Source organism: Streptomyces sp. NBC_01298 (assembly GCF_035978755.1).
Classification (GTDB): Bacteria; Actinomycetota; Actinomycetes; order Streptomycetales; family Streptomycetaceae; genus Streptomyces.
The window spans coordinates 1,954,818-1,967,825 of the sequence record NZ_CP108414.1; the positions used below are offsets into that span (position 1 = coordinate 1,954,818).

A 13,008-nucleotide genomic window follows, 5' to 3' on the forward strand; every position below is an offset into this window, starting at 1 on the left:
CTCCCGCCTCACGCGCCCGCGCCGGCCGGCGGCGCGAAGACGGGGCGGAAAGTGGCGGTGATCGACTCCGCGACCGTCCGCAGGGTGTCGTGGTCCGGGGCGGAGCCGAAGACCACGCCCAAGTGGCTCTGGGTGCCCTCGCGCCAGTCCACGAGCCGCCCCGGCTCCGCGTTCGCCTCGACGTTGCGCACGCCGGGCAGCTCGGTGAGCTCGGACAGCCCGCCGACCGAGGCGAGCGTGCCCGCCACGGCTGGCGGGGTGAGGAAGTACTGGTAGGTGACGCCCCGGTGGCGGGCCGCCGGGATACGGGGCTCCCCGCCGAGGGCGACGTCCAGCGCCATCCGTACGAGGTTGATCCCGGTGGCCCGGCGCAGGATCTCCGGGACGTATCCGCCCAGTCGGCCGTTGACCTCGATGATGCGGGGGCCGTCCGCGGTCAGCTTGATCTCGGTGTGGGTGATGCCGTGGCGGATGCCCAGGGCCCGCACCGCGGCGGCCTCCAGGGCCAGGACCTCGTCGGCGGCCTCCTGCGACAGCGTGGCCGGCAGCAGCATCCCGGTCTCGCGGAAGGGTTCGGCGAGGGCGAACTTCCCGGTGACGCAGACCTGCCGGGAGGCCGACCCGGTGTGGACGGACTCCACGGAGACGTAGTCCCCCCAGAACCCGCCGGCCACCCGGGGGTCGCCCTCCAGCATCTGCTCGGCGACGAACTCGATACCGGCCGGGCGGGCGGCCGCCGTGGCGAGGAACTGCTCGGCGGAGTCCACCCGGGTGGTGTGCAGACTTCCGGCACCGATCCGCGGCTTGATCACGGCCGGCACGCCGACCAGGTCGAGCGCCTGCGCGGGATCGTCACCGATCACCGCGCAGCGGGTGGCCTGGACCCCGGCCTCGGCCAGGATCCGGCGCTGCACCAGCTTGTCCACCAGCGCCGGGATCAGCTCGACCGCGTGGTAGGGCAGCCCGAGACCGTGCGCCATGCGGGCCGTCTCGGCGAGCTGGTACTCGCTGTAGGTCACGACGCCGTCGACCGCGGCCTCCCGGAGCAGTCTCAGCCGCTCCTGGGGATCCCGTCCGGTGACGTCGACGACCTCGCCGAGGGCGAGCATGGACTGCCGGGCGGCAGCGGCCCCGGGCCGGTCGAAGTCCGCGACGAAGACCACTTCGCAGAGCCGGTGGGCGGCGGCCAGGATGTCGTTGGCCGTGGCGGAGCCCAAGTCGTAGACGACCGCGACCCGGGGCGTCTTCCGTATGCCGGTGGTCATGACTGCCCCGCCCCGGCCTCGGCCGACTGACGCGCCGTGAGGTGTTCCACGAGGAGCGCCGCCGTCGGCTGCAGGTACAGGTCGCGCAGGGGTACGGGCGGCAGGCCCTCGCGGCGCAGGGCCGCGGAAAGCCGCACCGCGAGCAGCGAGTTGCCGCCCAGCTCGAAGAAGTCGTCGTCCGGCCCCACCTCGGGACCCAGGACGGCCCGCCAGGCGCGCAGGACCACGTCGGCCAGGCTCTCCCGCTCCGCGGGGGCTTCCGCCTCGGCCGAGGCCGCGTCGGCGGCGTCGGCGGCTTCGGTGGCGGCCTCCACCGCGGGAAGCCGGTCGGGCTTGGGCAGCTTGGCCGCGTCGACCTTGCCGTTCACGGTGAGCGGGATCTCGGACACCGCAGTGAGGGTGGCCGGCACCATGTGCTCCGGGAGGACCTCGCGCAGCCGGCGCCGGACCTCGGTCACCGAGCCGGACGGCCGCAGCACCACGTAGGCGTCGAGGCGCACGCCGGCCGCGTCGCCGTCGCCCTGGTTGAGTACGACGGCGCCGGCCGCGACCGTGGGGTCGTCGAGCAGGACGGACCTGACCTCGCCGAGTTCGATGCGGAAGCCCCGCACCTTGACCTGGTCGTCGATCCGGCCCAGGTGGTCGAGCCGTCCGCCCGGACGCAGCCGTCCCAGGTCGCCGCTGCGGTAGACGCGTTCGCCGGTCAGCGGATCGTCGACGAAGCGTTCGGCGGTGAGCTCCGGGCGGTTGAGGTAGCGGTCGGCCACGCCCGCGCCGCCGACGTAGATCTCGCCGGGGACGCCGAGGGGCTGGACGCGGCCCCGGTCGTCGCGCACGGAGAGGGTCCATCCGGGCAGGGCCGTTCCCACCGAGCGGGACCCGGCGGCCACCTCGACGGGGGTGACCGTCTGGGTGGTGACGTGCACGGTGGTCTCGGTGATGCCGAACATGTTCACCAGCCGGCACCGGTCGTGCGGCTCGCGCCGGAACCACAGCTCGAGGGAGCGCACGTCCAGCGGCTCACCGCCGAAGACCACGAGCCGCAGGGCGAGCGGCTGCTGCTGGTTCAGGTGCACGTCGCGCAGCGAGGCGAAGGCGGAAGGGGTCTGGCTCAGTACGGTGACGCGGCGCCGGACCAGCAGCGCGTGGAACTCCTCCGGGGAGCGCGAGACCCAGTACGGGACCACGACGAGGTGGCCGCCGGTGAGCAGGCAGCCCCAGATCTCCCACACGGAGAAGTCGAAGGAGCTGGAGTGGAACAGCGTCCACACGTCGTCCGGGCCCAGCCGCATGTCCCCGGTGGTAGCCGCCATGAGCGCACCGACGTTGCGGTGGGGGACGACCACGCCCTTGGGCTTGCCGGTGGATCCGGAGGTGTAGATGACGTAGGCCGGCGCGTCGGGGTCGTCCGCGGGCTCGGGCGCCGGGGCCGTGGATCCGGCCAGCGCGCTCGGGTGGACCACGGTGACGCCGTCGATGTCGGGGAAGCCGTCGAGGGTCGTGACCACGAGGCGCAGCCCCGCGTCCTCGGTGGTGTAGCGCAGCCGCTCGACCGGGTAGCGCGGGTCCATCGGTACGTAGGCGGCCCCGGTCTTGAGCACCGCGAGGAGGGTGACCACCAGATCGGTGTCACGGTCCAGGCAGACACCCACGAAGTCGCCCGGGCCGACGTCCCGTTCGCCCAGTGCGCCGGACATCCGCGTCGCCGCCTCGTCGAGCTGCGCGTACGTCAGCTCGCGCTCGGCGTCGGACAGCGCGGTCGCGCCGGGCCGTTCGGCGGCGAGCCGGGTGAAGGCGGCGTGCAGGGTGGTGACGGCGTGCGGGGTGGTGGCGGCGTGCGCGGTCGTGGCCGGCCGGGCGGGGGCGGGCTGCGGGCGTCCGAGGTCCAGCAGGGCCGCACGCTCTTCCTCGGCGATCAGCTCGACGTCCGCGCCCAGCAGGGTCCGGGCGTCGTCCGGCTTGGCACCGACGAGCGCCGCCACGCGGCCGACGTGGCGGGCCAGTTGCTCGGCCACCTCGGGGTCCAGCACCGACTCGTCGTAGTCGAGGCGGCCGGCGAAGGAACCGTCGCGTCGCGGCTCCCAGGTGAAGGTCACCGGGAACGGCAGTTCCAGGAAGGGCCGGTACGCCTCGTCCTGGCCCGACAGCTCTACGATTCCCACGGCGGGGACGGGCTGGTCGGCGCCGACGGGAGCGGCGCAGGCGATGGCGCGCTCGGCCTGCTGGACCAGGTCCGTGACCGGGGTGGTGTCGTCGACGGGCAGGCTCACCGCGGCGAACCGGTCACGGCCCGCGCGGTCCGCGGTGAGCAGGCCGACCGGCCGGCCGCGGTCCGCGTAACGGGACAGCACCAGGGCGGTGGCGGCGATCAGGACGGGGGTCACGGGCTCCGGGGCGACCTCCACGGGGCCGATCCGCACGACGCCCGTGGCGCCGGCGCGGCGCGCGTCGCCCAGACCCCAGGCCGGCGGCGCGGCGTCCACGGCGCTGTGGCGCGTCGGTTCGCCGGGGGCGGCGAGCCGGGCAGCGTCGTCCGCGGCGCCGGACAGGATCCGGCCGACGAGGTCGAGTCCGGCGCTGTCCACGGCGCGGCGGTGGGCCACCAGGACCAGGTCGGCCACGCCGTCGGCGTAGGAAAGCAGGACCATGCGCAGCCGGGCGGCGTGGCCGACGGTCCGGGAGCCCTCACGGGCGCGCAGCGCCTCGGAGGCGGGGTCGGCGGCGGCGGTGACCACGTCCTCGACCCATAGCCGGAGTTCCGCGGGCAGCGCGCCGGCCTCCTGGGCGGCGGTCAGCAGCCCGGTGACACGGTCTGCGGTGAGCCCTTCGGGCATCCGGCGCACGAGGCTGTGGCACGCGCGGGCGGGCCGCGCGTCGAAGGCCGTCCCCGCGAAGAACTCGGCAGCGCTGCCCGTGGGTCCGGCCGTCGGGGGCGGGCTGATCCGGGTTGACATGCTGATCTCCTGGCTGGTGCGGGCGGTGGGCGCGGTCGTGTGGTCGGGTGCGCTCATCGCGTGCTGAATCCGCCGTCGACGGTGACGACGCTTCCGGTCACCTGGCGGGCGTCGTCACTGGCCAGCCACAGGGCGGCGGACGAGACGTCCTCGGGGTTGACCAGGGCGTTCATCGGCTGGGACTCCAGGAACGCGGCCTCCTGGTCCTCCGGGGCGACACCGAGCGAGCGGGCGACCTCCGAGAGCATCCGGCCTTCGAGGGCCGGCTCCTCGCGGACCTGGCCGGGGCACAGGGCGTTGACGCGGATCTGCAGGGCCGCGTAGTCGAGCGCCGCCGCCTTGGTCAGTCCGATCAGACCGTGCTTCGCGGCGACGTAGCCGGCGAAGTAGCGGTAGCCCACGAGGCCCGCCGTGGAGGAGACGTTCACGATGCTGCCGGACCGCTGCTTCGCCATGGAGGGCGCCACGGCCTTGATCATCCGCCAGGCGCCGGACAGGTCGACGTCCAGCATGACGCGCCACTCGTCCTCGGTGATCTCGTGGCTGGCCTTGCCGGAAGGGGACGCGATGCCGGCGTTGTTGACCAGGACGTCGATCCGGCCGAACCGGTCGAGGGCGTCGGCGACGGCTGCGTCGATCTCCTTCTGCTGCCGCACGTCCGCCCGGGCGGTCAGCACGGAGGCACCGCGCTCCCGGCACAGCCGTGCGGTGGCCTCCAACTGGTCGGCCGTGCCGAGCGGGTACGGCACGTCGGCGATGTCCGCGGCCACGTCGAGCAGGGCGAGGTCGGCGCCCTCCTCGGCGAACCTCAGGGCGCAGGCACGGCCGAGGCCGCGGGCCGCGCCGGTGATGAGGACGGTCTTCTGGGAAAGTCGCACGTCAGTTCTCCGTACGCCCGGACCGCAGCCGCGAGGCGATCAGCTCGAGCAGCGACTTGGCGCCCGCGTCGAGGTACATGTGGTCACCGGGCACGTCCACGGCGGTGAACGTCGCGCTGGTCGCGTCGCGCCAGTGGTCGGCGGCGCCGGCCGAGACGAGGTGGTCGTCGACGCCGCGGATCGAGGTGATGGGCGCCGTGAGCTTGCGCTCGGAGGCGGGCGCGTAGGCCTCGTGCATCTCCACGTCGGCGCGGAGCGTGGGGAGCAGCAGCTCGCGCATCTCCGGGATGTCGAAGGCCGGGTGCGTGTAGCCGGCGAACTCCTGGACCCGGGCGAGGAACGCGTCGTCGTCCAGTCCGGTCGCCCGCTCCGTACGGCCGTTCCACGGCCCCTGCGATCCGCTCACGAACAGGTGGACCAGCTCGTTGGCACCGTGGTCGGCGATCCGGTGGGCCAGCTCGTACGCGAGGATCGCGCCGAGGCTGTGACCGAAGACGGCCACGGGCCCCTCTCCGGCCGCCGCGAGGGCGGTGTCGAGAAGTCCGTCGGCCGCGTCCTGCACGTTGGTGTACGGGTCCTGGTCGACCAGGCGCTCGCGGCCAGGCAGTTGGATCGGCTTGACCTCGACGCCCTCGACGCCGAGGGAACGCCAGGGCATGTAGAAGCTGGCGCCGGCTCCGGCGAAGGGCAGGCACAGCAGAGGCGTGGCATGAAACATGGGGCTCATGGCTCCGTGAAGGAAGTTCGAACAAAGACGGGATCGGTCCGTCACGAGGGATTTGCGCGGGCCGTTGAGAGAAGCCGCCGACATTGGTGAATGTCTCAGGACGGCAGACAGCCCAAACCACAAGGGCAGGAAATTCGACAGAGCGTCAAGTTCGCCTCACACAAAGAAGACAGCGGCGCCATCACCCAGCCCCCGTGCCGCTCGACGACCGGATCATGCAACAGGCCCCAACGGTTGTCGAGCCGCGATTCCGATGGCCCGGAGATGTGACGGCCCCCTGACGCAAAGCATCGGCAACGGAGATCCCTTCGGTCGCCGAATCGGGCGGACCGGTCGAAATCAGCCGCAGAACACCGGCGGCACCGGGGCCCCCTGACGGATTCGCGAAGTTTCAGGCCATCGAGCCCATCGGGAATCGGCCACCGAACACCCTTGAGGCCAGGGCTGGTTCTGCCGTGCGGGCGGGTCCGCGTGTCCCGCCGGCGGGACACGCGGACCCGCCCGCCGCCCGCGCGAGGTGAATCCTTCCGGCCAAAACTGCGAAGGTTTCGTGGAGGGCCCGGATCTCACTTGACAGGGGGCATCCCCGCCCACAGGATCTCTCGAACAGGGCGCGAAAGACGGGGAATTACCAGAGGAATTACCAGGGAAATCGCCTGGGGAAGCCAGGGAACGAAGGAAAGCCAGAGCCAGCCTTTCGCGGACGCCTTGACGCCCGCCTGGCAGCGGTTCTCCGCGCCGAGTCTCCCCATGAGCGTCGCGGGGTTCCGGCGGAACGTGCGAATCGAGACGCCCAATATCGCGCGCGATCGCCTCATCCCGCACTCCGGCCGGCATCAGCCGCAGGATCGCCCGCTCTTGAGGAGTGGGACCGTCGCCCGGGTCCCGGACGAGGTCCTCCAGCGGAGTGGCGCTGATCCACCGGTCACCGTGTCGCTCACGATCAGCCGGAACGGCACGGATCCCAGGAGCCGGATCTCCACGCCGAGTTCGGTCAGTTCCCGCAAGTGCTTGGCCCCGTTGGGTGATCTGAAGAACGACTCCGCGTAGATGCCGCGCACGGTGACGCCCCGCGAGCGCACGTAGCCCGTACGCGCCACTTCCTCGGCGAGCTCCGCGCTGTCGGCCGCGGGTCCGGGGAACATGCTCAGGATCTGGTGCGACGCGACGGCCCCGGCATCGAGCAGCGCCTCCACGATCTCCGCCGGATCGGTCAGGAACTCGGCGGTGTACACGGCCCGGCGGGGTCCACCGCCGTCCTCCGGCCGAGCCCGATGGCGAGCATTCGGCCACCGCTGCGCGCTCCGCCGCGGCCCGCACGTCCCACGGCAGCCCCGAAGGACCGCGCCCTGCCTGCCGCATGCCGCTCGCCCCATCTCACAAGGCCTTCCCCCCAAGGGTCCGGTCTTCAGATCACCTGGATCATCGCCCTGTTTGCAGCAGGTTCCATCGCGGAATGGCCGATTGCCCGATAGCGCCATGGCTGCACCCTTTGATGCGGATACCACCCGCCCCCGGCCTTGGCATCCTGATGCCAGGCTGATTAATGCCGGTCGATTGATCTGGACCACGGCCCGAATGCGATGCCAGACTCCCTGTTGACCACAGCAGTTGCTCACCGCCCGGGAAGCGGTAGACCCACGTGAAACCCACATATCGGCCCGCCGTGCCGCAGGACTCGGTGGGGCCGACCGCCGTCACTCGTCGAGCAGGCGACGCTTTCGCGCCAAAGCGACGCCCCGCGCGGCACGGTGCGTCAACCACTCCCGGGACGGTGGTCAGGAACTGCGGCCGGACCGTAGCACCTGACCACCCATAGGACACTCATGAACTCCCCGTGGCTCGTTCACGACCCGCCACGCCCCTTTCGTGGCGAGGCACGCACGAACCTCTCTACGGAAACCTCCCCGCCCCGTCAGCGTCGACTCGGGTGTGCGCGCCGCGACGGCTGTTGACCCCGAAGGCCACCGCGCTGAACCGCGTTCGCCCATGCGTTACGGGGCGGAGCGGTCGGCACACCGGCAGCCCTCCTCCGGCTTTCATCGGCTTTCCCTCCACCGACCGACCTTGACCAGAGAAGCGATCAGCATGGAGACGTCCGCCAGCACGACCACCCTGCGCACCGCGCCCCGATCCTCTGCCGGTGCGGCGGCCCTCACACGCCGCACCGGCCTGTCCCTGCCACCGGACTTCCCCCTGGCCGAGTGGAAGCGGTTCGGCAAGCACCTCTACCTGATAGCGGACTCTTCGAGCTGGTGGCTCGGCGACTGGATCATTTTCGGCCAGGACATGTACCCCGGACGCTACCGGCAGGCCATGGAGGAAACAGGCCTGGACTACAAGACCTTGCGGAACTACGCCTGGATCGCCAGGCGGTTCACGGCCGCCGAACGGCACCCGAAGGTCAGCTTCCAGCACCATGCCGAGGTCGCCTCGCTGGAGCCGGCGAAGCGTGCGATGTGGCTGGAACGGGCCACTCAGGAGGGCTGGTCCCGCAACACGCTCCGACAGCACGTGCGGCAGGCGGCCCTGGCGGGATCGTCCGACGCGGCCGACGAGCGCGAGGGCAAGCAGGTTCAACTCCAGGTGCGCACGACCGCGGAACGGGAGACCCTGTGGGCGGGCGCCGCCGAGCGCGACGGCCGCGACCTGGCCGAGTGGATCATCAGCAGCCTCGACCGTGCCGCGACGCGGGAGACGGATCCCGCGCGCGGTTAGCCCGACGGCCGCGTCGGCACGCGTACGCCCTACTGGATGAGGGGGGCGAAGTCGGCGGGCTTCCAGGTGCCGTCGAAGGCGGCCTGTTCGGGGCCGTAGATGCGGAAGTAGCCGAACCAGCCCCGGCCCGGCACGGTCTGGATCCAGCGGCCCTCGGCACCGGCCGGCTCGGTGGGACCGAAGTACAGGTCGACGCTGTCGGCTCCGTCCGGGGCGAGCTTGTCGAAGAGCGAGCGGAGCGCGGGGCGGCCCTGGCCGGTATCGACCTCGGAGCGGGTCCGTGCGTCGTAGGCGGTCAGTGACCAGAACAGGCCGGCCGGTACCGGCAGGGGCACGGTGAGGCGGTAGCTCCGGCCGCCGTCGAGGTAGGCGCCATGGGCGTCGCGCAGGCCGAGCCAGTAGACCGAGCCCTGGCCGACGGCGCGGCCGAACATCGCGGGTGAGGCGATGATGGCCTGGATGAACCAGCGGTCCTTGGCCTCGACGTCGAGGGAACCCTCGCGTTCGAACGTGCCGTTCTCCGGACGCAGGCTCGCCCACTCCCAGGTGCGGTCGGGCCAGGCGATGCGGTCCGGGCGGTCGGAGGCGAAGGCCGTGACCAGCATTTCGTCGCGGCCCTCGCGGGCGGCCTCGGTGAGCAGTGCGGTCATGCGCTCGTCGGGGTCGAAGGGCTTGCCGGCCTCGATGCCGAGTTCGGCGAGCAGGCCGAGCATCGGGCGCAGCTCCTCGATGGCGGGTTCGGCGTCGATCACCGAGTGCAGGACGCGCCAGTACTCGAGGTTGTCCTCCCACTTCAGGCAGGTGCAGTCGATGCTCCGGTCGCTGAAATCGGTCACGGCGTACGGTGGCGGGCTGTCGGCCTGAGCCAGCGGGTAGAAGCGGACGTCGGCGAGGAGTTGCTTCGCCTTGTCCACGTCGCCGCCCAGGGGCAGGGCCCGCAGCGGGGCGAAGACGGTCCAGGTGTCGCTGCGGACCACCTCGTAGCCGTCGGCCGGCACCGGGCCGTCGTAGCCGGGCGGCAGCAGCAGGTGCCTGCCGCCCTTGGGGCCGTGTACGCCGGGCAGGCCGAGGTCGGTGATCCAGCGGTGGTGGTGATCGTCCACCAGGCCGACCAGCGGGCCCGGTGGCAGGTCGATCACCATCGGGCCGCTCTTGCGCAGGTCGAGGATGCCGCCCGAGTACGGGGTGTCGGAGTTCAGAGTGAAGCCGAGATGGTGCGGGCGGGCGACGAACAGCAGGGCCGTCTCGTTGTCCACCGCCCCGGCCTGCCGGGTGCCGTGGAAGATGCCCTCCAGCGACACCGTCGGGTAGAAGAACCGGTACGCCTCGACCGCCCGCCGCCGGTCCCGGCGCTCCAGCGCCGCCCGCGCGCTCACCGGCGTCGGATACCCGTCCTCGAACTCCACCTGATCCGCCACGACAGCCCCTTCCGCGTCCTCCCGGGGCCGCCGCCTGCGATGCGGACGGCGGCCACGCCTTGCCCTACACCCTTCCGGCCCACAGGAAGGCCCGCCATCACGGACGGCCGAACGGGTGACAACCCCACGGCGCGAGCACGTTGACGGGCACGTGGGCGGGCACCCGGCCGAGCGGATCCGGGGCCGGCCCGGCTCTACGGAGTGGGTGTGCGACACGAGGTGGACGGGCGGCACGGGGGAACCCTTCGTACGGTCGGCGCGCCCCTAGGGCCTGTCGTCACACTCCCGTCGTCGCCCGAAGGGCGGCCGCGCGGCGTCCGGTGCGTGCTCTCGGCGTGCCAGGCGGAACGCCGCGTACTGGACGTACCCGGCCTTCCGCCCGGTGCGGCGAGAGCGCGTGCCGGGCGTCGCGCGGCAGGCGGGAGTTTGACGACAGGCCCTAGGCTGCCGGTACTGAACCATTCGCCCCAAAAGGGAGTGAACGTGCCCTCTCGCCTGAACCCGTACATCAGCTTCGCCGGCGACGCGAAGCAGGCCATGGAGTTCTACAAGGCGGTGTTCGGCGGCGATCTGGCCGTCCACACCTACGCCGGGTTCGGCGCCGAGGCGCCCCCCGGATACTCCGACAAGATCATGCACGGCATGCTCGAGACGCCCGGCGGATTCACCCTGATGGGCGCCGACAATCCGCCCGGGGCGGGACACGAGCCCGGGAACAACATCGCGGTGAGTCTGAGCGGCGACGACATGGACGAGCTGCGGGGCTACTGGGAGAAGCTGTCCGACGGCGGCACGGTGTCCGTCCCCCTGGAGAAGCAGATGTGGGGCGACGTCTTCGGCATGTGCACGGACAAGTTCGGCATCACGTGGATGGTCAACGTCAGCGAACAGCAGGGCTGATCCGCCGGGGCGGGGCGTCTGGGGGGTGGGGATACGGGACGCCTCCTCCATACGGCGTGACCTGCGCGGATGCCGTTCCCTCGGTCGTGTCGGGCGGTTCCGACGGGCTGGGCGCGAGGGGGTAATGTCGTTCGGTCACGGACGGCGAACGGATCGTCTGTCCAACCCTGGGGAGCCACCATGACCGATCTGAACTCGCTGCGGGCAAGCCTTGCGTCGGGTGAGCACGAGTTCGCCGACACCTTGGCCTTCGTCTCCGCGCACTACGCGTACCAGCCGCAGGCGTTCCACAACGGGGACGTGGAAAACGCCGCAGGTGAGAACGAGGGTTCCTGCAAGACCCTGGGACTGGCCCTGCTGGAAGGGCTGAGCGACCAGGAAGCGCTGCTGGCCTTCGGTGAGCACTACCGCAGCGTGCTGGCGACGCCGAGCGGCACCGATCACAGCAACATTCGCAACCTCATGGCCCATGGCCTGGCAGGGGTGAAGTTCGACGGGCAGCCGTTGGCCCGCACGAGCTGACGGCCACAGCCGATCGGCGGCGGGGGCGGAGCGGTCTCCGGGCCCGGGCCGGGCCGGGCCGGGACCGGTCGGGACCATCTCGGGGTCGTGGTGGTCGAAGAACAGTGGCATGCCGGCCCGCCCGCCCACCCGCCCGCGGGGAGTCCATAGGCGGCCGGGATTGCTCCGTGGAGGGTTCCGCTTCGCTGTCGGACGGTGCCGGTCCCGACTCACCGATATCGCCCTCGAGTTAATTGAATTGCGAAAGAATCCCGGAACTCCGGCCAGGGGCCGGCTATCGCTTCGCTTCGCGATTCCGCGGGCCCGGCGAGATCCGAAAGAGGCCCTAGGCCAGGTGGTCCAGGAGCCAGGAGGCTTGCGCGGTGGGGATCAGCAGGCCCCCCGGGTCGGCGGGGGCGGCGGTGCTGTCGTCGAACTCCTCGTCGCCCAGCTCGTCGGCGACGTCACCGACGACCAGCTTGACCTTCTTCGGCAGCCGCGGCCAACCGCCCCGTGCGTCCAGGTCGGTGCGCTCCTGCGGGGAGGGTGCCGTTCCGTTGAAGGAGAAGTAGCTCCGGGCCCGGTGGTCCTCCTGCCCGTACTCCATCGCGGCGAGGGCGTAGCGGACGGCCAGGGCTCCCCTGCCGATGCCGCCCACGGCCAGCGGGGCGTTGCCGATCTGCTCGGACGCCGTCCGCCGGAGGGCGTCCGCGACGGTGCCCGCCAGGTCGGCCAGGGGGGCGGCTCCGTCGTTGAAGCCGATGAGGATCAGGTCGTGTCCGCGGGCGCCCACCGCATCACCGAACGCGCCGGTGCCGGAGCAGAGGCGGGCCCGGAGCGCGGCCAGGTCGGTCTCCCCCGGTCCCGCCTTGCTGGCCAGGACGAGCGGCTTGACGATGCCCCCGTCGCCCGCGGGGAGGATCCACGCGGTTCCGGCGTCCAGCTTCCACTCCTGATCCGATGCCATGAGTCCTCCAGAGGAAGGGTGTTGGCGATGGCGTCGCCACGTCTGCGTACGAGCCAAGGGAAGCGGCAGCCGCGGGGCGTGCGAAAGAGCGAAATCACGCCGCCGGGCCGAGAGTCGATCATGGGGCGGCAGCGGCCCGCGGGGAGCGGGTATCTGGCGATACGTCAGGAAGAAGCGCACATGCGGATATTGGCGATGTCAGCCACCGCCCGATTTGCCCGATCCCTAAAACATGTCGATAAATGGGGGCAAAGCCTCACACGCCCGCGATATCCGCGAACGGGGCACCGACACGTCGGGTCCCTCAGTCCCCGCCGGGGTTCGGTTGGCGCCGTGCGGCGGATAGTTGTGAGAGATCGCCGCCCCTCACGTGAAGAACTGCTTAACGGAGCGCTGTCGGGAGGGGGTGCCCGGCGGCGGATGTGAGGGGCCGAAAGGCCATGTCAACCCACAACCGTGCCAGTCCGGTTGGGTGATCGGGTGTCATAGCGGGCGTCCGGAGAGCCGATGATCCGGTGATAACATCCCGGCATCTGTGATCTTGATTCATTTAGACGCAGATGCTGATTTGGATCGGCGGCATGCTCTCCGCGTAACAGCAGGTGAACCGTGCCGATCAGCTGTGTTGCGGGGCCTCGCGAGGTGTATCTGCAGCCGTCCGCATGGCACGCGCCGGGAAA

At 71.4% G+C, this 13,008-nt stretch carries 10 protein-coding genes; 3 read left to right on the forward strand and 7 right to left on the reverse strand.

The window, feature by feature from the left end:
* Positions 1–8: 8 nt before the first annotated feature.
* The 5 genes from OG730_RS08915 to OG730_RS08935 form a co-directional block, all read right to left on the reverse strand.
* Positions 9–1,265: an ATP-grasp domain-containing protein gene (locus OG730_RS08915; protein ID WP_327303719.1), complete on the reverse strand. Its 1,257-nt coding sequence runs from the start codon at positions 1,263–1,265 to the stop codon at positions 9–11.
* Entirely contained in the window at positions 1,262–4,276 is a 3,015-nt protein-coding gene (locus tag OG730_RS08920; protein WP_327303720.1) for an amino acid adenylation domain-containing protein, read from the reverse strand. The genes OG730_RS08915 and OG730_RS08920 overlap by 4 nt, the downstream gene beginning before the upstream one ends.
* On the reverse strand, positions 4,273–5,097 hold the full coding sequence (locus OG730_RS08925) for a mycofactocin-coupled SDR family oxidoreductase (RefSeq protein WP_327303721.1): 825 nt from the start codon (positions 5,095–5,097) through the stop codon (positions 4,273–4,275). The genes OG730_RS08920 and OG730_RS08925 overlap by 4 nt, the downstream gene beginning before the upstream one ends.
* Position 5,098: 1 nt before the next feature.
* Positions 5,099–5,908: a thioesterase II family protein gene (locus tag OG730_RS08930; protein WP_327303722.1), complete on the reverse strand. Its 810-nt coding sequence runs from the start codon at positions 5,906–5,908 to the stop codon at positions 5,099–5,101.
* Between the two features lie 752 nt (positions 5,909–6,660).
* Positions 6,661–7,059 carry a phospholipase D-like domain-containing protein gene (locus OG730_RS08935; RefSeq protein WP_327303723.1) on the reverse strand — a complete coding sequence of 133 codons (399 nt, stop codon included), beginning with the start codon at positions 7,057–7,059 and terminating at the stop codon, positions 6,661–6,663.
* Between the two features lie 853 nt (positions 7,060–7,912).
* On the opposite strand from OG730_RS08935, the gene OG730_RS08940 reads away from it, so the two are divergent.
* Positions 7,913–8,542 (forward strand): LmbU family transcriptional regulator, encoded by a 630-nt coding sequence (locus OG730_RS08940; protein WP_327303724.1) that lies wholly within the window; start codon positions 7,913–7,915, stop codon positions 8,540–8,542.
* A 29-nt stretch (positions 8,543–8,571) separates the two neighbouring features.
* Here the strand turns inward: OG730_RS08940 and OG730_RS08945 are convergent, their stop codons facing one another.
* Positions 8,572–9,960: a DUF1254 domain-containing protein gene (locus OG730_RS08945; RefSeq protein ID WP_327303725.1), complete on the reverse strand. Its 1,389-nt coding sequence runs from the start codon at positions 9,958–9,960 to the stop codon at positions 8,572–8,574.
* A 483-nt stretch (positions 9,961–10,443) separates the two neighbouring features.
* Between OG730_RS08945 and OG730_RS08950 the strand changes: the two genes are divergently transcribed.
* Positions 10,444–10,860: a VOC family protein gene (locus OG730_RS08950; protein ID WP_327303726.1), complete on the forward strand. Its 417-nt coding sequence runs from the start codon at positions 10,444–10,446 to the stop codon at positions 10,858–10,860.
* A 180-nt stretch (positions 10,861–11,040) separates the two neighbouring features.
* Complete coding sequence (locus OG730_RS08955) at positions 11,041–11,382, forward strand: HopJ type III effector protein (RefSeq protein WP_327303727.1); 342 nt, start codon at positions 11,041–11,043, stop codon at positions 11,380–11,382.
* A 325-nt stretch (positions 11,383–11,707) separates the two neighbouring features.
* Here the strand turns inward: OG730_RS08955 and OG730_RS08960 are convergent, their stop codons facing one another.
* Complete coding sequence (locus OG730_RS08960; protein ID WP_327303728.1) at positions 11,708–12,328, reverse strand: hypothetical protein; 621 nt, start codon at positions 12,326–12,328, stop codon at positions 11,708–11,710.
* Positions 12,329–13,008 lie beyond the last annotated feature (680 nt).

Coding starts and splice junctions, on each gene's coding strand:
- OG730_RS08915 (WP_327303719.1), bottom strand. CDS start 1,265: ATGACCACCGGCATACGGAAGACGCCCCGGGTCGCGGTCGTCTACGAC.
- OG730_RS08920 (WP_327303720.1), bottom strand. CDS start 4,276: ATGAGCGCACCCGACCACACGACCGCGCCCACCGCCCGCACCAGCCAG.
- OG730_RS08930 (WP_327303722.1), bottom strand. CDS start 5,908: ATGTCGGCGGCTTCTCTCAACGGCCCGCGCAAATCCCTCGTGACGGAC.
- OG730_RS08940 (WP_327303724.1), top strand. CDS start 7,913: ATGGAGACGTCCGCCAGCACGACCACCCTGCGCACCGCGCCCCGATCC.
- OG730_RS08955 (WP_327303727.1), top strand. CDS start 11,041: ATGACCGATCTGAACTCGCTGCGGGCAAGCCTTGCGTCGGGTGAGCAC.
- OG730_RS08960 (WP_327303728.1), bottom strand. CDS start 12,328: ATGGCATCGGATCAGGAGTGGAAGCTGGACGCCGGAACCGCGTGGATC.